The sequence below is a fragment of the Rodentibacter sp. genome (assembly GCF_057314195.1).
The window spans coordinates 90,961-109,935 of record NZ_DBHLAM010000022.1; the positions used below are offsets into that span (position 1 = coordinate 90,961).

21 protein-coding genes and 1 tRNA gene are annotated in these 18,975 nt (G+C 43.6%); 5 read left to right on the forward strand and 17 right to left on the reverse strand.

Annotated elements, in window-relative coordinates; genetic code table 11:
* Window positions 1-95 precede the first annotated feature (95 nt).
* The 4 genes from ACO59Y_RS03420 to ACO59Y_RS03435 all read left to right on the forward strand — a co-directional run bounded on the left by ACO59Y_RS03420 (window position 96) and on the right by ACO59Y_RS03435 (window position 2,267).
* Window positions 96-767: an ABC transporter ATP-binding protein gene (locus ACO59Y_RS03420; protein ID WP_486130650.1), complete on the forward strand. Its 672-nt coding sequence runs from the start codon at window positions 96-98 to the stop codon at window positions 765-767.
* On the forward strand, window positions 757-1,236 hold the full coding sequence (locus tag ACO59Y_RS03425; protein WP_486130652.1) for a TlpA family protein disulfide reductase: 480 nt from the start codon (window positions 757-759) through the stop codon (window positions 1,234-1,236). Before ACO59Y_RS03420 ends, ACO59Y_RS03425 begins: the two co-directional genes overlap by 11 nt.
* A 3-nt stretch (window positions 1,237-1,239) precedes the next feature.
* A complete protein-coding gene (locus ACO59Y_RS03430) occupies window positions 1,240-1,557 on the forward strand; it encodes a c-type cytochrome (protein WP_486130654.1) in 318 nt (105 codons plus the stop codon).
* A gap of 104 nt (window positions 1,558-1,661) precedes the next feature.
* Window positions 1,662-2,267 (forward strand): lipoprotein HlpB, encoded by a 606-nt coding sequence (locus tag ACO59Y_RS03435; RefSeq protein WP_486130656.1) that lies wholly within the window; start codon window positions 1,662-1,664, stop codon window positions 2,265-2,267.
* 64 nt (window positions 2,268-2,331) lie between these two features.
* On the opposite strand, the gene ACO59Y_RS03440 is transcribed toward ACO59Y_RS03435, so the two are convergent.
* From ACO59Y_RS03440 to ACO59Y_RS03465, 6 genes are all read right to left on the reverse strand, one after another.
* Window positions 2,332-3,480 carry a lytic murein transglycosylase gene (locus ACO59Y_RS03440; protein WP_486130658.1) on the reverse strand — a complete coding sequence of 383 codons (1,149 nt, stop codon included), beginning with the start codon at window positions 3,478-3,480 and terminating at the stop codon, window positions 2,332-2,334.
* Between the two features lie 103 nt (window positions 3,481-3,583).
* Complete coding sequence (gene kdsB, locus ACO59Y_RS03445; RefSeq protein ID WP_486130660.1) at window positions 3,584-4,348, reverse strand: 3-deoxy-manno-octulosonate cytidylyltransferase; 765 nt, start codon at window positions 4,346-4,348, stop codon at window positions 3,584-3,586.
* A gap of 10 nt (window positions 4,349-4,358) precedes the next feature.
* Window positions 4,359-4,541 (reverse strand): Trm112 family protein, encoded by a 183-nt coding sequence (locus ACO59Y_RS03450; RefSeq protein WP_486130662.1) that lies wholly within the window; start codon window positions 4,539-4,541, stop codon window positions 4,359-4,361.
* On the reverse strand, window positions 4,534-5,532 hold the full coding sequence (gene lpxK, locus ACO59Y_RS03455; RefSeq protein ID WP_486130664.1) for a tetraacyldisaccharide 4'-kinase: 999 nt from the start codon (window positions 5,530-5,532) through the stop codon (window positions 4,534-4,536). Before lpxK ends, ACO59Y_RS03450 begins: the two co-directional genes overlap by 8 nt.
* A 72-nt stretch (window positions 5,533-5,604) precedes the next feature.
* Window positions 5,605-7,365, reverse strand: a complete 1,761-nt coding sequence (gene msbA, locus ACO59Y_RS03460) for a lipid A ABC transporter ATP-binding protein/permease MsbA (RefSeq protein WP_486130666.1) — start codon at window positions 7,363-7,365, stop codon at window positions 5,605-5,607.
* Window positions 7,366-7,404: 39 nt separating this feature from the next.
* Entirely contained in the window at window positions 7,405-9,792 is a 2,388-nt protein-coding gene (locus ACO59Y_RS03465; protein ID WP_486130668.1) for a DNA internalization-related competence protein ComEC/Rec2, read from the reverse strand.
* Between the two features lie 262 nt (window positions 9,793-10,054).
* On the opposite strand from ACO59Y_RS03465, the gene dksA reads away from it, so the two are divergent.
* The gene (gene dksA / locus ACO59Y_RS03470; RefSeq protein ID WP_373604159.1) at window positions 10,055-10,492 is read left to right on the forward strand and encodes an RNA polymerase-binding protein DksA; all 438 of its coding nucleotides are present in this window, start codon (window positions 10,055-10,057) and stop codon (window positions 10,490-10,492) included.
* A gap of 101 nt (window positions 10,493-10,593) precedes the next feature.
* Here dksA and murA read toward each other — a convergent pair whose 3' ends face one another.
* From murA to ACO59Y_RS03525, 11 genes are all read right to left on the reverse strand, one after another.
* Window positions 10,594-11,874 carry a UDP-N-acetylglucosamine 1-carboxyvinyltransferase gene (murA, locus tag ACO59Y_RS03475; RefSeq protein ID WP_486130670.1) on the reverse strand — a complete coding sequence of 427 codons (1,281 nt, stop codon included), beginning with the start codon at window positions 11,872-11,874 and terminating at the stop codon, window positions 10,594-10,596.
* A 14-nt stretch (window positions 11,875-11,888) separates the two neighbouring features.
* Complete coding sequence (locus ACO59Y_RS03480) at window positions 11,889-12,146, reverse strand: BolA family protein (RefSeq protein WP_486130672.1); 258 nt, start codon at window positions 12,144-12,146, stop codon at window positions 11,889-11,891.
* Between the two features lie 13 nt (window positions 12,147-12,159).
* A complete protein-coding gene (locus tag ACO59Y_RS03485; protein WP_486130674.1) occupies window positions 12,160-12,489 on the reverse strand; it encodes an STAS domain-containing protein in 330 nt (109 codons plus the stop codon).
* 7 nt (window positions 12,490-12,496) lie between these two features.
* Entirely contained in the window at window positions 12,497-13,141 is a 645-nt protein-coding gene (gene mlaC / locus ACO59Y_RS03490) for a phospholipid-binding protein MlaC (RefSeq protein WP_373604320.1), read from the reverse strand.
* A gap of 22 nt (window positions 13,142-13,163) precedes the next feature.
* A complete protein-coding gene (gene mlaD / locus ACO59Y_RS03495; RefSeq protein WP_373604155.1) occupies window positions 13,164-13,670 on the reverse strand; it encodes an outer membrane lipid asymmetry maintenance protein MlaD in 507 nt (168 codons plus the stop codon).
* A 13-nt stretch (window positions 13,671-13,683) separates the two neighbouring features.
* Window positions 13,684-14,469: a lipid asymmetry maintenance ABC transporter permease subunit MlaE gene (mlaE, locus tag ACO59Y_RS03500; protein WP_486130676.1), complete on the reverse strand. Its 786-nt coding sequence runs from the start codon at window positions 14,467-14,469 to the stop codon at window positions 13,684-13,686.
* Window positions 14,466-15,260: a phospholipid ABC transporter ATP-binding protein MlaF gene (mlaF, locus tag ACO59Y_RS03505; RefSeq protein WP_486130678.1), complete on the reverse strand. Its 795-nt coding sequence runs from the start codon at window positions 15,258-15,260 to the stop codon at window positions 14,466-14,468. Before mlaF ends, mlaE begins: the two co-directional genes overlap by 4 nt.
* Before the next feature lie 49 nt (window positions 15,261-15,309).
* Window positions 15,310-16,848 (reverse strand): apolipoprotein N-acyltransferase, encoded by a 1,539-nt coding sequence (gene lnt, locus ACO59Y_RS03510; RefSeq protein WP_486130680.1) that lies wholly within the window; start codon window positions 16,846-16,848, stop codon window positions 15,310-15,312.
* 64 nt (window positions 16,849-16,912) lie between these two features.
* Complete coding sequence (gene corC, locus ACO59Y_RS03515; protein WP_486130682.1) at window positions 16,913-17,809, reverse strand: CNNM family magnesium/cobalt transport protein CorC; 897 nt, start codon at window positions 17,807-17,809, stop codon at window positions 16,913-16,915.
* A 157-nt stretch (window positions 17,810-17,966) separates the two neighbouring features.
* Window positions 17,967-18,053: transfer RNA gene (locus ACO59Y_RS03520), tRNA-Leu, on the reverse strand.
* Between the two features lie 233 nt (window positions 18,054-18,286).
* A partial coding sequence (locus ACO59Y_RS03525; RefSeq protein WP_486130684.1) for a galactose-1-epimerase occupies window positions 18,287-18,975 on the reverse strand: 689 nt, incomplete at its 5' end.

Here is an 18,975-nt window from a genome sequence, read left to right on the forward strand (position 1 = left end):
TACCCTTTTCTTTTGGGTAGAAATTGTAAGTTCCCCAACGGGGAACGTTTATACGTAACCGTGGGTAGATCCACCCATGGCACAAAGAGAAAAGTATGACTAATTTTGTAATCGAAACCCAGCATTTATACAAACGCTTCGACCAAGTAACAGCGCTGGAAGACATTAACATTCAAATTGCCGAAGGCGAATTTGTCGCCATTATGGGGGCATCCGGCTCGGGTAAAACTACCTTGATGAATATTCTGACCGGATTAGATACCGCCAGCGAAGGCAAAGTGATATTAGACGGCATAGATACGGCACAACTGGATGAAACCGGTCGTCAACGCTTCCGCGCAGAAAAAATCGGTTTGGTGTTCCAACAATTCCATTTAATTCCTTATTTGACAGCGTTGGAAAACGTGATGTTGGCGCAACATTATCATAGCGTGATTGATGAAGCCGCTGCCAAAGCGGTACTGAAACAAGTCGGCTTAGAGCACCGCATTGAACACCGTCCTAGTCAGCTTTCCGGCGGCGAACAACAACGGGTTTGTATCGCGCGTGCCTTGGTGAACCAGCCACCGGTAATTTTCGCCGATGAACCAACAGGCAATTTGGATGAAAAAAATGAGGCCTTAGTGCTTGATTTATTACAACGCTTAAACCGTCAAGGCCGAACCATCGTGATGGTGACGCATAATCCCGAGTTGGGTAAGCTGACCGATCGCGTAATTTATTTACACCATGGTAAATTCATCAAAGAGGAAACACATGCAAAATAAACGATTAAAATTACTGGCGCTAAGTGCGGCAGTTCTCTGCACCGTTTGCTGCAAAGAGCAAACCGCCAGTCTCGGCGACGCAGCGCCGGAAATTGTCGCCTACGACTTGCAAGGCAAACAAGCGAAGTTAAGCGATTGGCAAGGTACACGTCTGCTCACATTCTGGTCAGAAACGTGCGGCGTTTGTGTAGCAGAATTAAAAGAATTGGAAGGCATCGCAGCAACATATCCAAATAAGGTGCAATTGATCGCAATTAACGTGGACGGCGAAAAAGCCGATACGCAAGCCGTGGTGAACAAACGCCAAATCACACAACCGGTCATTAAAGATCAAATGAAAATCACCGCAGAACGTTATCAATTAGTCGGTACGCCAACCTCTTTTATTATTGATAAAGACGGCCATATTCAAGCAAAATTTGAGGGAAAAATTCCGCAAAAAGAGTTGGATAAACTTTTTAAAGGATAAGTTATGAAACGAATTTACTTTTTACTCGGTGCGCTTTGTTGTTTTTCTTTTTTCGTACAAGCGGAATCTCCCGCTAATCCTGATTTAGCCAAGGCTGAAAAAATTTATAAACGTTCCTGCGCTACTTGTCACGGCAAAAGCGGCGAAAAACCGGCGATGGGCGAATCAAAAATTATCAATCAGTTAAACGCAGAGGAAATTTCAAGCGCACTTTTTGATCATAAAAGTGGCAAAATTGTCGGTGCCGGTAATCCGGCTAAACAACGTTTAAGCGATGAAGAAATTCACGCACTTTCAGAATTTATCCCGGACTTAAAATAAATTCTTGAAAAATAATGAAACTAAGCCGAGAATAGACGGTCTTAACAGGGCTTGGCTTTTCCGCTAAGAAAAATATACTTAAATTTCAACTTAAAGGATTATTTATGAACAAATTTACCAAAATCAGCGCAACCGCATTATTCGCGTTATTCTTAACCGCTTGCGATAAACCGGCGGACAAACCTGCAAATAACGCAAAACCAGAAACCACACAACAAACCGAGGCAGCAAAACCGGCTGAGGCAACAAAACCGGCTGAAACAGCGCCTGCATTAAGTGCAGAAGAACAAGAAAAAGCGGACTACGAAAAATTAGTTGCGTGGAATCAACAACAGGGTGCAGCGCAAGCGCAAAGCCAACAAAAACTACAACAAGAATTACAAGCTGCAATCGTTGCGCAAGATGAAAACAAAGCTAAGGCAGCAATTGAAGAATTCAATAAAACCGTTCAAGCAAGCATCGCAAGCTTAGACGCATTAGAAATTAAATCCGATTTAATTAAATCGGCACAAACTAAAACAAAAAACGTCTTAGCTCTTGCAAGCGAATTACTAGTCGCACAAGCTAATGTCAAAGATGAAGCGGAACAAAAAGTTTACGTTGAAAAAGCACAACAATTACAAAGCGAAATGCAAGCTTTAGCACAACTTAGCGCGCAAATCGAAGCAAAATTAAATCCTGCCCCGGCTCAAGCACCGGCAGCAAAATAATTCCTCTCTTAAACGCAAAAGTGCGGTCAATTAATTTGCCGCACTTTTTTCGTATCCCGAATTCTTATAATCCCACTCTGTCCTTAATTCGCTCGGCAAACATACCGATACTCACTGCAAAATAATTAGATTTATTCCAATCTAAAATGGTACGGAAATTATTAGATACCAAAAATACGCGCCCCACTTCTCTATCTGGGCGAACTAACCAAAGCGGCGTATCGGCAAGGACACTCCATTTTTCTTGCTCTTGCGCACTAAAATTCAAAGGCGCTACGCCTAAGCTTTGCCACTCGCTTAATGAACGGGCTTTCTCTTTCTCAACACCGGCAAAAGATAACGCCATTGGTTGCGTTAACATCACTTCCGCCCCCCAAGGTAATTTATCATTCCACCCCACGGTATGTAGATAATTCGCAATAGAGGCGAACGCGTCAAATTGGTTTGTCCAAATATCTTTCACGCCGTCGTCATCGCCGTCCGCCGCATAATTTAAAAACGCACTCGGCATAAATTGAGTTTGCCCCATAGCTCCCGCCCACGAACCAAGCATACGTTCGCGACGAATATGATCGCGTTCCAACATTTTCATCGCATTGATAAATTCTTTCCCGAACAAAGCCTCGCGTCGTCCCTCGAAGGCCAACGTAGCCAAAGCAGACAGCACGTCATAATTACCTTGATAATGCCCGAAACTACTTTCCATCCCCCACAGCGCTAAAATATATTCCTGCTGCACGCCATAACGTTGACTGGCTCGTTGCAACGGCGCCAAAGTTTCCCAATAACGCGTTTCGGCAATGGCTACTTTATTATCGGTCAGCACCTTATTGAGATAGTTTGTCGTGCCGTTTGGATTTAAAATCGGCGGTGCATTCGGGTCACGTTTTTTAATGCTGCCCGCTTGTGCACGATCTAAATCCACTGCCTTTTGCACATATCGGATATTATTTTGCGCCGCCAATACAGATTTCGACACACCTTGTGCCGCCGCTTTGCCTTTTAAAAATTGTACGTAATCATCAAAATTATCTGGCGTGCGGGACTTATCGTAAGTAGCATCCGCGTCAATTGAAGCAATAAAGCTTGGGTTCAATGCGGTGCTATTTTGAGAGTTCAATGCGGTGCCGTAGCGAGCATCCGATTCACTGCTTGAGCATCCAAAGGTAAACGTCGATAAAAGAAAGGTTGAAATAAAAGGAATACTTTTCATTAATTTCACTTTAAAACAAATAATTAGACTAAACGCGCTTAAATAAAAAATAAGCCCGAACGGGAAAATACGAATGGGCAAGATGCAACCGAATGTATAAAAATCAATGTCGGGCTAAAATTGAACGTACTTTCTCCAAGTCTTCTGCCGTATCTACGCCGACTTCCGGCGCTTCTTCGGCTAATTCCACATGAATGCGTTCGCCGTTCCACAGCACGCGTAGCTGTTCAAGTTTTTCTAAATTTTCTAACTCAGTCGGCGCCCATTGCACGTATTGTTTAATGAAACCGGCGCGGTAGGCGTAGATGCCGATATGGCGCCAATAAACATCGGCAAGTTGCGCCTTCGCCGGCTCTTGCAAATTCATAAATTGATCGCGGTCGTAAGGAATCGCCGAACGGGAAAAATATAGCACATAACCGTTTTTATCGGTCAACACTTTCACCACATTCGGGTTAAATAATTCTTGAGGCTCCTGAATTTTCACCGCAAGGCTTGCCATATTCACCTTAAAATTGGCTAAGTTTTCCGCCACTTGACGCACAATTCGCGGCGGAATTAACGGCTCATCACCTTGAATATTGACTATAATTTCGTCATCTGCAATGGCTAATTTTTCCACCACTTCCGCCAAACGTTCCGTACCGGAATTATGATGTTCGGCGGTCATACAAACTTCCGCACCGAAATCTTTTGCCACTTGCGCCACATTTTTATTATCGGTGGCGATAATTACACGGCTTGCGCCGGACTGCCGTGCTTTTTCAAATACATGTTGAATCATCGGCTTGCCAGCAATATCAGCCAGCGGTTTGCCCGGCAAACGTGACGACGCAAAACGGGCGGGAATAATTACGCTAAATGTCATAATCTTTTCCTTATTCTTTCAAAGTTTCTGCTTTTTCGGCAAGCAACAGCGGCACGCCGTTTTTAATCGGGTAGGCTAGACGCTCATAGCGACAAATCAAACGTTGATGTTGCGCATCATATTGCAAGCGCGCCAAACAACGCGGGCATGCAAGAATTTCCAGCAATTTGGGATTTAATAAGCTTTTAGCCATGACGATATTTCTCCACCAAAGCTTCAATTTTTGCCCAAAAGCACGCAAGATTTTCGCCGGATTCGTCTGCATCGACGATTTCTCCTTCTACCGGCACATACCACCAATTATCTTGAGCAAAAGCTTGGCACTTTACGGCATCTTTTTCAGTCATAAAGAGCGGTTGATTTGATGCTATTTTTTCCAACTGAGCCGCAGAAAAATGTTGATGATCTCGGAAAGCTTGAGTTTCGCTCAAACGAATTCCCAACCTTTCCAACATCGTAAAAAAGCGTTGCGGGTTGCCGATGCCGGCAATAGCTGCACCGCATTGGAAAGCGCTTAATGGGCGCTTCTCGTCGGTTTTTAAATTAATTGCATAGTTGAGGATCAATTTCAGCACCGCATTGGAGTACTGATTTTTGCCGCCGTTGGTAATAATAAAATCTACGCTTTTCAAGCGACTCGGTAATTCGCGCAAAGGCCCTGCCGGTAATAAAAAACCGTTGCCCAGCGCGCGTTCTGCATCCATTACGACTATTTCAACATCGCGCTGTAGCGAGTAATGCTGCAAACCGTCGTCGGCAATAATGACATCGCACTCAGCTTGCTTTAACAACAATTCGATGGCTTGCCGCCGATTCGGCGCAATCACTACCGGTACACCGGTGCGTTTTGCGATTAATACGGGTTCGTCACCGCCTTTAACAGGATCCGTGTTTGCTGTTACCGGCAAAGGATAGTTTTGCGCTTTGCTGCCGTAGCCGCGAGAGATCACCCCCGCGCGCAATCCACGTTTTTTTAATTCTTCAGCCAACCAAATCACTACCGGCGTTTTACCGTTGCCGCCAACGGATAAATTGCCAACAATCACTACCGGCTTCGGCGCGCGATAAGAGGATTTTAAGCCGAGAGAAAATAACGCACGACGAATTCGGCTAAGTAACCAAAATAAAAGAGAAAAAGGCAAAAATAGCCAAGCGAGTTTAGAATGAGAGTACCAAAATGGCATAGCCTATCCTTTCTAATCATACAAAATAAAATAACGCGAGTTTTCTAACTCGCGTTTTTCATTCATCCGTGGTTAACCATTAAATTGCATATTATGCAACTGTTTGTACACGCCGTTTAAATCAAGTAATTGTTGGTGAGTGCCGCGTTCACGAATTTCGCCGTGATCGATGACTAAAATTTCATCGGCGTTTTCAATAGTGGACAAGCGATGCGCAATCACCAATACAGTGCGATCTTTTTTCAATGCTTCCAATGCGGCTTGAATTGCGCGTTCGGATTCCGTATCTAATGCTGAAGTCGCTTCATCCAAAATCAATACCGGTGAGTTGCGTAATAATGCGCGAGCAATTGCTAAACGTTGGCGCTGACCGCCGGACAGACTAGCGCCGTTTTCGCCGATAACCGTATCAAAACCTTGCGGTAATTTTTCGATAAATTCCAGTGCATAAGCCGCTTTCGCCGCAGCGATAATTTCTTCACGGGAATATTTATCTTTCGCCGCGTAAGCAATATTGTTGGCAATGGTATCGTTAAACAAATGCACTTGTTGTGAAACCACCGCGCAATTTTCGCGTAAATTAGATAAGCGATAATCTTGAATATTCACGCCGTCAAGTAAAATTTCGCCTTGTTCAATATCGTAAAAACGCGTTACCAAATTGGCGATAGTCGATTTACCAGAACCGGAACGCCCTACCAAAGCGATAGTTTTTCCCGCCGGCAATTTGAAGGAAATATGATTAAGCGCCAATTCATTTTTGCCTTGATAGGCGAAACTAACATTTTTAAATTCCACTTCGCCTTTCGCAGGCTCGGCTTTATAACTGCCGTTGTCTTTCTCCGGTTCGAGATCCAAAATGGCAAATAATGTTTGACAGGCCGCCATTCCACGTTGAAATTGAGAGTTTACATTAGTTAGAGATTTTAACGGGCGCATCATCGCCAACATGGAAGAAAACACCACGGTAAAAGAACCTGCGCTCAGATTATCGTCGGCAATTAAGGGCGTGGTTGCCAGATAAAGCACCGCAGCGAGAGCAAGCGAGGCGATAATTTGTACCACAGGATCGGAAATCGCATCTGCCGTCACCATTTTCATGCCTTTACGACGCATATCGTTACTCACCTGATTAAAACGTTCTTCCTCCACATATTGTCCGCCGAAAGATAGTACCACTTTATGCCCTTTCAGCATCTGTTCCGTGGTAGAGGTTAGTTCGCCCATGGAATCCTGCATATTTTTACTTAATTTGCGGAAAATTTTCGACACTGTGCGAATCAGCACTGCAATAATCGGCCCGATAATAAAAAGCACGATCGTCAATTCCCAACTGGTATAAAACATTACCACCAACAAGGAAATAATATAGGCGCCTTCGCGTACGATGGTAATTAATGAATTCGACGAAGAATTGGCAATCATCTCGGAATCATAAGTTATGCGCGAAAGAAGTTTTCCGGTAGGATTGCGATCAAAAAAACTCACGGGCATAAACATCAAATGCTTAAACAAGCGACGACGCATATTCATCACCACTTTGCCCGACACCCAAGCCAAGCAATAATTAGACACAAAACTAGTGGCACCACGCAAAAAAATCACCCCGATCACTACAAATGCCATCAGTTTCAAAAAACTGTGATCAGCCTCACCGAAACCTTCGTCAAGCAATGGTTTTAATAAGTAAATCAAACCGGAATCTGCCAATGCATTAAAAACTAAAGCGCCCCCCGCCACTACTAAACCGGCTTTATAAGGCTTAATCATCGGCCACAAACGCTTAAAAGTCTGCACAGTAGAAAAATCGTCTTGTAATTTTTGATTTTGCATAATTATTATCTTGTAAAAAAATTGGCGGCATTGTACCTGTTATTCGTTTGAGAATCCAATTTCCCTAGCATACCAAGGCGAAAAAGCGTGACGTGCCCGTTGAACCGTCAATTTCTCGGAATAAAAATTCACTCGGATTTGTCCCGACACCGCGGTATTTTCCACCCGACTTTGATAACGACGCAAACGTTCCATCACCGAAGGATGAGGGAATTTCCACGGATTCCAGCGTCCGCTGGAAATCACGGCGATATCCGGCTTACTTTGCGCTAACAGAAATTCTCCGGTGGACGTTTTACTCCCATGATGGCCAACCTGTAACACATCAATTTTCCCCAGCGAACGGGCGAATACTTGTTCGTTTTTGATTTCTGCATCGCCGGTTAATAACACGCGATGACGGCCGTCCTCGACTAAAATCACACAAGAATCCGCATTTTCCGCGCGTTCAATGCGGTGCTGCGGGGAGAGTACAGTTAAAGATAAACCTTGCCAGTGCCAAACTTTGCCTTGTAAACATTCAATGCGATACGTTTCACCGTAGCTTTGCGCGGAAGGGCTAATTAGCACCGCATTGGGATAAGCCTCTAAAATTGCTTTTGCACCGCCGGCATGATCATTATCATCATGACTTAAAATCAGTTTTTCCGGCGTAATACCTTCGCGTCGAAAATAAGGCAAAATTTCCAGTTCCGCCATAGAACCGCCTTTCCATGCAGCGCCGGTATCATACAAAATCGCACGATTATTCTTTACAATTAAAGTGGCCAAGCCCTGCCCTACGTCAAGCGTGTCAAGATGCCAATGCGGTGCCGAACATTGTCGAATAAGCACCGAAGACAAGCACAAAAACGCTATACCGATTAAGCTTGCGGTTATTTTTTTCCGTCGAACGGGAGACCAAGGCTCGATTGTATTTAAGGTAAAACCGCGGGACGGTTTAATTTGCCAATTTTGCGGGGAAATAGCTCGTTCACGATAAATAAAACGAATCAGTAGGAGAAAAAGTAAGCTACAAATTGCAGTCAATATTAATGCCGAATTAAAGGAAAATGTCAGTTGTTCACCTTGAAAAAAAGCGATCAGCCGAGTAATCGTTTCTGCCAATCCGTTTGCCAATGACCAAGAATAAAAAGCGCCATCGGTCAATACCGCAAACAAAATCAACGGCACCAACAAGAGGCTATACAATGGCACGGCAATCAGGTTGGCAAAAAAACCATTTGCTGCCACGCTGTTAAACAAAAAAAGCTGCAAAGGGGTGAATAGTATTAACAAACCGAATTGCAAATGAAATAACCCTAAAACCCACTGAACTTTGGGTGAAAAAGGTTTATGACGCCATTGAAATAAGGAAAATGGTACATAGCGGTACCATACGATCAAACACCCCACCGCACCGGCGGAAAGCCAGAAGCTGGTAGAAAGGGGCATCAGCGGATCATAAAACAATAGAAACGCCACCACTAATACGAAAAGCTGGTAGGCGGAATAATAACGTCGTGAAAATTGAATAAAAGCCACAAAAACTAAAGCGGAAATGGCACGTAAAGTCGGTACGCTAAAGCCGGCCAAATACGCATAAAGCAGCGCAAAAAGCAGCCCATTTAATATCGGCAAAAGCGGTTGAATAGCCAATGTCGGCAGTGCAAATTGTAACGCGCGCAGCAATAAAAACCCAATGCCAGCCGCCAAGCCGATATGTAAACCGGAAATGGCGATTAAATGCGCGGTGTTAGTTTGTTGGTAAATTTTCCAAGAAGTATCGTCCAACCAAGCCCGTTCGCCAAATGCCAGCGCCATTAACAGCCCTTGTTGCGACAGATCCGAGGTTTGTCGTAACGCGCGTTGTAATTTTGTCGTACGCCACGAAAAGTTTTCACCTATTTTAATCGCTTCTTTTACCGTTCCCACGGCAATAACACCTTTGGAAAAATACCATTGCTGTCGATCAAATCCGCCCAAATTCAATCTTGCAGAAAGCGGGCGCAAAGTAACCTCGCCTTGCCATTGTTCGCCTAAAAAAGGCCGTCCTTCGGCTTTCCAATTCAAAAAAATACGTTGTTCCGGTTGTCCTTCTGCCAATTGAGCTCGCGCAATGATTGTTTGATATGCTTGTTGATGTAGCACTTCCTCGACGGTAAAACTTAATTGCTGTTTGCGAGCCGAGACCGAATTGGCTTGGTTTAATAAATCCAGGGCGAAAGAATGAGCGTAGGCTAATGCAGAAACGATGATAATCAACACCACCAAAATACGGTAAATCGATATTTTTTTACACAAATAAGCGCTCAATAAGAGCGGAATCAGCACTAATAGACAAAGCCATAGGGTTTTATCGGTTAACAAAAGAAAGTCCGGTAAAACTAACAACGAAAGGGAGGCAAAAATCATCGCTCCGGCAAGGATGAATAAATTAAAAGGCATGGCGATCGGCAAAAAAACAAAGATGCGCCAAACGCTAGTGGGATTTTTATTAAAGGACAATCTTATCCCGACAATCTTGCGATCAGGATCGCAAAATCCAGTTCTAATCGGGAAATTCTATTTGCTAAACCGATTAAGTTCTGCTATTTATATCGCCCTTAAAAATCGGGTTCTCAGAAAAGTAGTAGAGAACGAACTATAATAATGATAGACAGGAAGTCGTGAACTTCACGCTTAAATCTGTTCGTATTAGGAGTGAGATATGTCGAAAGCATCGCTAAGTTTATTAGATCTTGCAGGCGTTAAACCATATCAACCAAAAAAAGGTGAAGAATATATGAACGAAGATCAAATTCTTCACTTCCGTAAAATCTTAACGGCTTGGCACGAACAAATCATGGAAGAGGCATCCCGCACCGTAGCGCATATGCGTGATGAAGCGGCGAACTTCCCGGATCCGGCTGATCGTGCAACTCAGGAAGAGGAATTTAGCTTGGAACTGCGTAACCGCGACCGCGAACGTAAATTAATGAAAAAAATCGAATCTACCTTGAAAAAACTTGATAGCGAAGATTTCGGTTATTGCGATTCTTGCGGTGAGGAAATCGGTATTCGTCGTCTAGAAGCGCGTCCGACTGCCGATCTCTGTATTGATTGTAAAACCCTGGCGGAAATTCGTGAAAAACAAGTAGCGGGTTAGATATCACTTGAAGAAAAAAAGTGCGGTTAAAAATCATCTGCTCCCCAAATTTTGGGGGGCAGATTAAATTGACCGCATTTTTTGTTTTACCGAATGGTACATTACATTTCTATATTTTGATCAGAAAAACGTTCGATTTTCGCGCCTAAACTGCGAAGTTTTTCTTCAATATGTTCATAACCGCGATCGATATGATAAATACGATCCACGATAGTTTCGCCGGAGGCGATACAACCTGCTAAAACTAAACTAATTGAGGCACGTAAGTCTGTCGCCATCACCTCGGCGCCGGAAAGTTGCTCTACACCGTGACACACTGCCGTGTTGCCTTCAATTTCCGCTTTTCCCCCCATGCGAATGAGTTCCGGAATATGCATAAAGCGATTTTCAAAAATGGTTTCAGTAATAATGCTGGTGCCTTCGGCCACCATATTTAATAACGTGAACTGTGCCTGCATATCCGTCGGAAAGCCCGGATGCGGTGCTGTTCGGATGTTTACCGCTTTCGGGCGATTGCCGAACATATCAAGAGTAATGCTATCTTCAGCAATATCTACTTGTGCACCGGCTTCACGTAATTTATCAATGACCGCATCCAAAGTATCGGCTTTGGTATTCTTACAAACCACGCGACCACCGGAAATCGCACCGGCAATCAAAAATGTTCCGGTTTCAATGCGATCAGGTACAATGCGGTGCTCACAACCGGTTAAACGATCAACCCCTTCAATTGTAATATGATCGGAACCGGCGCCACTAATTTTCGCACCCATTTTATTTAAGAAATCGGCTGTATCCACGATTTCCGGTTCGCGCGCGGCGTTTTCAATCACGGTCGTACCTTTGGCAAGGGTCGCCGCCATCATCATCGATAAGGTTGCACCAACACTCACTTTCTCCATTACAATACGAGTGCCAACCAAACGATCCGCGACTTGCGCTTTTACGTAACCTTCTTCCAATACAATATCGGCACCCATTTTTTCTAAGCCGCTGATATGTAAATCCACCGGTCGCGCACCAATAGAACAACCGCCCGGCAACGAAACCTGACCTTGGTGAAAACGCGCTACTAACGGAGCCAACGCCCAAATAGAAGCACGCATGGTTTTTACCAAATCATAAGGTGCGACGAAATGGTCAATTTTGGATGCGTCCAACAGCACCGCATTGGAGGCATCACGTTCGGCGATAACGCCGAGTTTACGTAAAATTTTAAGTGTGGTTTCAATATCTTTGAGTTCAGGCACATTGGTTAATTTAACCGGCTCGGTCGCTAAAATGCTAGCAAAAAGAATTGGCAACGCAGCGTTTTTAGCGCCGGAAATACTCACTGTGCCACTTAAACGAGACTGCCCACCATAAACACGAAATTTTTCCATGAAAGAAATCCTAATTAACTGGCTTGGTGTAAAAGACGATCCATTTTCCACTTTTCGGTGGTATAAGTTTTGATCGTCAACGCATGAATCTCACCCGTACTGAAATAAGGCATAAGTGGCGCATAAATCGTTTGTTGCTGTTTTAATTTCGATAAGGCCGCGATTTCATCACTTACTACGATCACGCCAAAGTGCGCATTTTCGCCTTGAGCGTAAACTTCATTCAGGTTTAATGTTTCTTTTAAAATTCGTTCAATTTCTTGCAGTTCCATTCGGCTTTCCGTTTTAATAACTATCGGTAAACGAGGCAATCCAGTCAGATAAATTGACTAAATCCGCCAACGTAAGTAATTGTTGAGGGGGGTTAACTAAGCGCACCGTTTTATTAGGAAGTTGTTGGCTATCGTGTAAAAAATTGCACAACAGCGCAAAGCCCGCGGAATCAATTCTCGTGACACCGATTAAATCCCATTCGATATATGGTTGAGTTAATTTTGTCTCAGATAAAAAAGAAGCACGTTGCTGCCATAATGGTAGCAACGTGTTACGAGATAGCTCCCCCGAAAATCGGAGCACTATCTTATCATTGTTTTGTACTAAATCCCAATTTAACATGGCGAGATTATTTGCTTAAGGTGACAGGTTGAGCCGCAGTTTTTTGAATCTGTGCAGTCAAGGCGTCAATTCCTTGTTGACGTAAAATGCTGCTCCATTCATTTTGTTTAGTTACGACCATGCTGACGCCTTCGGCCACCATGTCGTAGGCTTGCCATTCCCCGGTTTTACTATTTTTACGCCATTTAAAATCTAATTTAATCGGCGCTGCACCACCGGTTTGCATGATATTCACGCGAATGTTCACCAAGTTTTTATCGCCGATTTCTTTTGCCGGTTCTATTTGAATTTGTTGGCTACTGTATGCGGTCAATACTTGCGCGTAGGCTTGTTCGATAAAATCTCCGAAAGCTTTGAAAAATTTATCGCGTTGTTCCGGTGTAGTAGATTTAAAATACGAACCTAGCACTAAAGAACCGGCATAATTCACTTGCACATAAGGCAATAAATCATTACGCACGATAGTACGTAAATAGTCCGGATTTTGTTTAATTTTACCTTGGTTCGCTTTAATGTCTGAAAATAATTTATCCGATGCTTGTTGCATCAACACATAGGGATTAGTTTCCGCGATTGCGGTGCTCGTCACGAAAAGTGTGCTCACGGCAAAAGTTAAAACGGTAAACCATTTTTTTAATTGATTGATTTTCATCATAAATCTCCTAACTAAAATATTATTTTGCTGCCGGTTCTGCGTTTGTCGCATCACCTTCAGATTTTTTATCGCCATAAAGGAATTGACCAATTAAATCCTCCAATACCATTGCGGATTTGGTGTCTTGGATTTGGCTACCGTTTTTTAACATGGCGGTTTCGCCGTCATCAAAGCCCATTGTCAACGCGATATATTGTTCGCCCAATAACCCCGACGTTTTAATCGACAACGAGCTATTTTCCGGAATTTCATCGTATTCTTGGTTAATCTCGATGTTCACCTTCGGTAAATAGGTTTTTTCGTCTAACTCAATGCCACTCACTCGACCAATCACTACGCCGCCCAACTTAAGAGGAGCGCGAACTTTTAGCCCGCCGATATTATCAAAAGTTGCAGTGACGGTATAAGATTTGTTTTCGCCAAAACCTTGCACATTGGCCACTCGTAAACCTAAAAATACTAAAGCACCGATACCCAGTAACAAAAATAAGCCTACCCAAAATTCATATTTAACGGTTTGTCGCATAAAAATACCCTTATTAACCTGCCCCAAACATTATGGCAGTTAAGATAAAGTCTAATCCCAGTACCACTAATGATGCATGAACAACGGTTCTTGTTGTGGCTTGACTGATCCCTTCAGAAGTCGGCATACAATCATAACCGTTGAATAACGCAATCCACACCACCGCAATGGCAAAGAATACGCTCTTAATAAATCCATTGAGGATATCGTAACTCCAGCTCACGGCATTTTGCATTACCGACCAGAAACTACCCGCATCCACGCCTTTCCAATCTACACCGACTAAAGCGCCACCCCAAATACCGATAGCAATAAAAATAATGGAAAGAATCGGCATCGCAATCACGCCTGCCCAAAAACGCGGTGCAATCACTCGGCGTAACGGATCGACTGCCATCATTTCAAGGCTGGAAAGTTGCTCAGTAGCTTTCATTAAGCCAATTTCTGCAGTCAATGCGGAGCCCGCACGACCAGCAAATAAAAGCGCGGTCACGACCGGACCTAATTCCCGCAACAATGAAAGCGCAACAAGCTGACCAAGACTGGTTTCGGCTGAAAAATCCACCAACACGACATAGCCCTGTAAGCCCAATACCATGCCGATAAATAAGCCGGAAAGCATTACGATCAATAACGATTGCACGCCCAACACGTGTAATTGCTTAATCAACAACGGAAAATGTTTACGTATCTGCGGTTTACCGACTAATGCGCCGAACAGCATAAAACCAGCGCGTCCCAATGCTTGGAAAAATTGGATCACATTACGTCCGAGGGAAGAAATCATATCAACGATCATCGGAATAATTCCTCCACATAGTTTCCAGCCGGATAATGAAATTTCACCGGACCGTCCGCTTCGCCGTTTAAAAATTGCACCACTTGTGGATCCCGACTTTGCAATAGTTGCTCGGACGTTCCCTCCGCAATCACGTGTTTATCCGCGATAATATAAGCATAATCGGCGATACTTAACACTTCCTGCACATCGTGCGAAACGACGATGGAAGTCAAATTCAACGCCTCGTTCAAGCGTTTAATCAAGCTTACGATCACGCCCATGCTAATCGGGTCTTGTCCGGTGAAAGGTTCATCAAACATAATTAAATCCGGATCCAATGCAATCGCACGAGCCAATGCGGCACGACGTGCCATCCCGCCGGAAAGCTCGGACGGCATTAATTCCGCCGCACCGCGCAAGCCCACAGCCTCTAATTTCATCAGTACGATTTGACGAATTAAACTTTCCGGCAATCGGGTATGTTCGCGAATCGAGAATGCCACGTTATCAAAAGTAGAAATATCGGTAAACAGCGCTCCCGATTGGAATAACATGCCCATTCGTTTACGCACTTCGTAAAGCTCGCGATTCGACAGGCGACAAATATCCTGTCCATCAAATAAAATCTCACCTCGTTCCGGCATCAGCTGACCACCGATTAATTTCAGTAAAGTGGTTTTACCTATTCCTGAAGGCCCCATAATCGCCGTGATTTTACCTTTTTGCACCTGTAAATTCAGGTTATCGTAAATCACACGACTGCCCCGTTTAAAGGTGAGATTTTTTACTTCGATTAAATTTTGATTCATTAAAATCTCGTTATTTTTCAACCCAAACGCAAAAGTGCGGTGGCTTTGACTAAGGTTTTTGCGAAAGGTTCATCCGCCGACGTATAAAGGCCATCATACCGCGCAGCGTCAAAAACAGTAACGACAAACCATAAAGCGGCATATCGCCCAACACTGAATAAGGCGTTTTTCCTTTCATCGGCGAAATATCGTAAGTTAAAGCGGTTTCTACAAATTGCGGTGCTTGCGCCAAAATTTCACCTTTTGCGCCAATAAACACGGAAATCCCCGTGTTGGTGGCCCGGATCAACGGCTTACCCAATTCTAACGCGCGCATTCTTGCCATTTGTAAATGTTGCCAAGGACCGATGGAATTGCCGAACCACGCGTCGTTAGAAATCGTCAGCAAATAATCGGTATCATTTTTTAAATTTTGACGCACCAGTTCACCAAAAATAATCTCATAACAAATTGCCGGTGCAAAAACTCGGGCTTTAGCCATAAAAGGAGGTTGCGCTACAGCACCGCTTTGAAAAGCGGACATCGGTAAATTAAACACGGAATTTAACGGACGCAATAACGTTTCCAGCGGAACATACTCGCCGAAGGGTACCAAGTGATGTTTGCTGTAACGATTCGGTGTTTCAAGGCGATAAGGAAAATTAGGATTTCCGACGCTTACCATAGAATTGAATAATTTGTCCGAGTGCACGTCTTGATAAACCGTACCGATCACAATTTCTGTATTAGCCGCTTGGCCTGCGCGGTCAAGACGTTCAAAAAACGGAACAAGGGCATTTTCAAGTGTCGGCAAGGCAGATTCCGGCAAAATAATCAGATCGCTTTTGCCTAAATGTTGTGTAATCAGTTTTTGATAAATTTCCAGCGTGGAATATAAATAATCAGGATCCCATTTCAGATTTTGTTCTATGTTGCCCTGCAGCAAGGTAACACGAAGCGGTTCATTTTGAACGGGCTTTACGAAATCAATGCGTTGCGCATAAGCGCTCAAACCGCCAACCCCTGCCAACAGCACCGCATTGAACAGCGCTATTTTCGGATTTTTCCCGTTAAACAAGGCAGAAACACCATTAAAAATACTCGCACTCGCCCACACAGTAAAAAACGTTAAGCCGGTTACGCCAAAAATCGGCGCAATGCCTGAAAACGGGCTGTCGATCTGCGTATAGCCGAATTGTAACCAAGGAAAGCCGGTAAACAGCCAGCCGCGTAAAAATTCGGTGAACGTCCAAATTACGCTGAAAATAACTGCACTTTGCACGTTAAAACGTTGTACTAAGTAAGTGAACAACATCGGATACAGCGCAAGATACGCCGAAAGTAAGCTCACCAAAAAATAACTTACGCCTAAAGAAGCACCACCGAATTGATGAATGCTGACATTCAACCAATTCACACCGAAGCAGAAAAAGCCCATAGACCATAAAAAGGTAGCAAAAAGTGCCGTGGACTTTTTCGATGTTTTTGCTACAAAAATCAAACCGAGCAGTGAGACATAAGCTAAGCCCCAATAATCAAAAGGAGAAAAAGCGAATATGCCGAGCACGCCGGAAACTAAGGCGATGAGGTAAATGATATATTTATTCATAAATAATAATATTGCGTTTACGAATAGAACGAGGGTTACGCAGAGCTTAAAATAAAGAAAGGTATTACTCCGCCTTTTCTTCCATCACATCTATCTCTGATAAATGTTCGTCCGGAACGGTGACGCGCAGTTGAATTAAACGACGGCTATCTGCGGAAGTGACTTTAAACTGTAATTTTTCCAAGGTAATTTCTTCACCGCGTTTCGGTAAATAACCGAAGGCTTGCATGATCAAACCGCCGATAGTATCAACTTCCTCATCGTTAAAATGCGTGTTGAATTGTTCGTTGAAATCGTCAATATCGGTTAACGCCCGCACGGCGTAAGTATGACGGGAAAGTTGGCGAATATCGGCAATTTCTTCTTCATCGAATTCATCCTCAATATCACCGACGATTTGTTCCAAGATATCTTCAATGGTCACTAACCCAGACACCGCACCAAATTCATCCACCACAATCGCCATATGAAAACGTTCAGATCGAAAATCTTTCAACATACGATCTACGCGTTTACTTTCCGGTACAATCACTGTGGGTCTTAAAAGTTTTGATAAATCAAACTCTTCCGAGTCTTCACGCAAAAATTTCAATAAATCTTTGGCGTGTAAAATGCCGGCGATATTATCGCGATCATCCGCATCCGCAATGACCGGAAAACGTGAATGTGCCGATTCGATAATCGTGTTGAGGCACGTATTTAAATTTTGTTGATCTTCAATAAAAACGATTTGCGAACGAGGAATCATAATATCGCGCACACGCAATTCGGCAATTTCCATCACGCCTTCAATCATTTCGCGGGTGTTTTGGTCGATTAAGTCGTTTTGTTCGGAATCTCGGATTACTTCTACCAAATCGTCGCGATTTTTAAGTTCGCCTTGAAAGAAGCGCCCGAAAAGGGATTGGAAAAAAGATTTTTTAGTAACTTCAGCTGGGTTAGTCGAGTGTTCTTCGTTCATAAAAATTAACAATATTACTATCGAATTGATGGGCAAAAAGTACCATATTTACCGCCAAAGCGCAAAAGGAAGCGCCCAAACGCTATAAAATTTTAATCAAATACAAAAATCAATTGAAAACGGCGCAAATCTTTATTGATCTGCGCCGTCTTTAATTTGGTGTCCGCGACAGGACTTGAACCTGCACACCGGTTAGGGCATTAGGACCTGAACCTAACGTGTCTACCAATTCCACCACACGGACTTTTTCAAGCGTTTTACAACGCATTAAAAAGGTTGCCAATTATACAGAAAAAAATGGGTTACGCAAAAATACTTACGGTATTATCTAGCAAGTGCATAACATATCAAAGTGAAGTGTAAGTCCAAAATAGCACCGCATTGGAAGCTACTTCAATGCGGTGCTATTTTGTAAGGTCATTTCAGCTTTGTGCAACAGCCACATAATTTTGAGCACTTGGCATTTTCACCATATTTTTATTTACTCGGTTCCTTAAACCGATATTCCGTCCATTGATAATATTCCTCACCGGCTTTCACAATGCCACCGTAGTTTTGCCATTCAGGGTGATTGGGCGTGTCGGGAAGACATTGGGTTTCCAACGCAACACCACTGTAATCGGCATATTGCGTGTCATGTCGAGTGGGTGTGCCTGAAAGACAATTTCCAGTATAAACCTGCAATGCCGCCTGTGAGGTAAGCACTTCCAAATGCAAATCGTCATTTGGTGAACTGAGCAAAACACAAGGTTTTTGCCAGGCTTTGTTGACGACAAAAGAATGATCGTAGCCCTTGGTGGCAAGCTGTTCGCCTTGCATAAAATCCTGTTGAATCGGCTTGGCAACGCGAAAATCAAAACTGGTGCCGACAACGTGTTTTAACGGCGAATTGGGAATCCCTTCGCTATCTACCGGCAAATAGAAATCCGCATTCAGACGCAAGCGGTGATGACGAACATCTGTCCCCAGCTCAGCGTTTTCTAAATTGAAATAAGCGTGGTTAGTTAAATTCAATGCCGTATCCTGATCGCTTTTCCCCGCATACTCAATTTTGACTGAATTTTCTTCCGTTAAAGTGTAAGTCACCGTCACATCCACATTACCCGGAAAGCCTTGATCGCCATCGGCAGAATGCAAGGAAAAACACACGAAATTTTCACCGCACT

Excerpts from the sequence above, each read along its gene's own strand:
- ACO59Y_RS03420 (WP_486130650.1), top strand. The coding sequence starts at position 96 with ATGACTAATTTTGTAATCGAAACCCAGCATTTATACAAACGCTTCGAC.
- ACO59Y_RS03425 (WP_486130652.1), top strand. The coding sequence starts at position 757 with ATGCAAAATAAACGATTAAAATTACTGGCGCTAAGTGCGGCAGTTCTC.
- ACO59Y_RS03430 (WP_486130654.1), top strand. The coding sequence starts at position 1,240 with ATGAAACGAATTTACTTTTTACTCGGTGCGCTTTGTTGTTTTTCTTTT.
- ACO59Y_RS03435 (WP_486130656.1), top strand. The coding sequence starts at position 1,662 with ATGAACAAATTTACCAAAATCAGCGCAACCGCATTATTCGCGTTATTC.
- ACO59Y_RS03440 (WP_486130658.1), bottom strand. The coding sequence starts at position 3,480 with ATGAAAAGTATTCCTTTTATTTCAACCTTTCTTTTATCGACGTTTACC.
- kdsB (WP_486130660.1), bottom strand. The coding sequence starts at position 4,348 with ATGACATTTAGCGTAATTATTCCCGCCCGTTTTGCGTCGTCACGTTTG.
- ACO59Y_RS03450 (WP_486130662.1), bottom strand. The coding sequence starts at position 4,541 with ATGGCTAAAAGCTTATTAAATCCCAAATTGCTGGAAATTCTTGCATGC.
- lpxK (WP_486130664.1), bottom strand. The coding sequence starts at position 5,532 with ATGCCATTTTGGTACTCTCATTCTAAACTCGCTTGGCTATTTTTGCCT.
- msbA (WP_486130666.1), bottom strand. The coding sequence starts at position 7,365 with ATGCAAAATCAAAAATTACAAGACGATTTTTCTACTGTGCAGACTTTT.
- ACO59Y_RS03465 (WP_486130668.1), bottom strand. The coding sequence starts at position 9,792 with ATGCCTTTTAATTTATTCATCCTTGCCGGAGCGATGATTTTTGCCTCC.
- dksA (WP_373604159.1), top strand. The coding sequence starts at position 10,055 with ATGTCGAAAGCATCGCTAAGTTTATTAGATCTTGCAGGCGTTAAACCA.
- murA (WP_486130670.1), bottom strand. The coding sequence starts at position 11,874 with ATGGAAAAATTTCGTGTTTATGGTGGGCAGTCTCGTTTAAGTGGCACA.
- ACO59Y_RS03480 (WP_486130672.1), bottom strand. The coding sequence starts at position 12,146 with ATGGAACTGCAAGAAATTGAACGAATTTTAAAAGAAACATTAAACCTG.
- ACO59Y_RS03485 (WP_486130674.1), bottom strand. The coding sequence starts at position 12,489 with ATGTTAAATTGGGATTTAGTACAAAACAATGATAAGATAGTGCTCCGA.
- mlaC (WP_373604320.1), bottom strand. The coding sequence starts at position 13,141 with ATGAAAATCAATCAATTAAAAAAATGGTTTACCGTTTTAACTTTTGCC.
- mlaD (WP_373604155.1), bottom strand. The coding sequence starts at position 13,670 with ATGCGACAAACCGTTAAATATGAATTTTGGGTAGGCTTATTTTTGTTA.
- mlaE (WP_486130676.1), bottom strand. The coding sequence starts at position 14,469 with ATGATCGTTGATATGATTTCTTCCCTCGGACGTAATGTGATCCAATTT.
- mlaF (WP_486130678.1), bottom strand. The coding sequence starts at position 15,260 with ATGAATCAAAATTTAATCGAAGTAAAAAATCTCACCTTTAAACGGGGC.
- lnt (WP_486130680.1), bottom strand. The coding sequence starts at position 16,848 with ATGAATAAATATATCATTTACCTCATCGCCTTAGTTTCCGGCGTGCTC.
- corC (WP_486130682.1), bottom strand. The coding sequence starts at position 17,809 with ATGAACGAAGAACACTCGACTAACCCAGCTGAAGTTACTAAAAAATCT.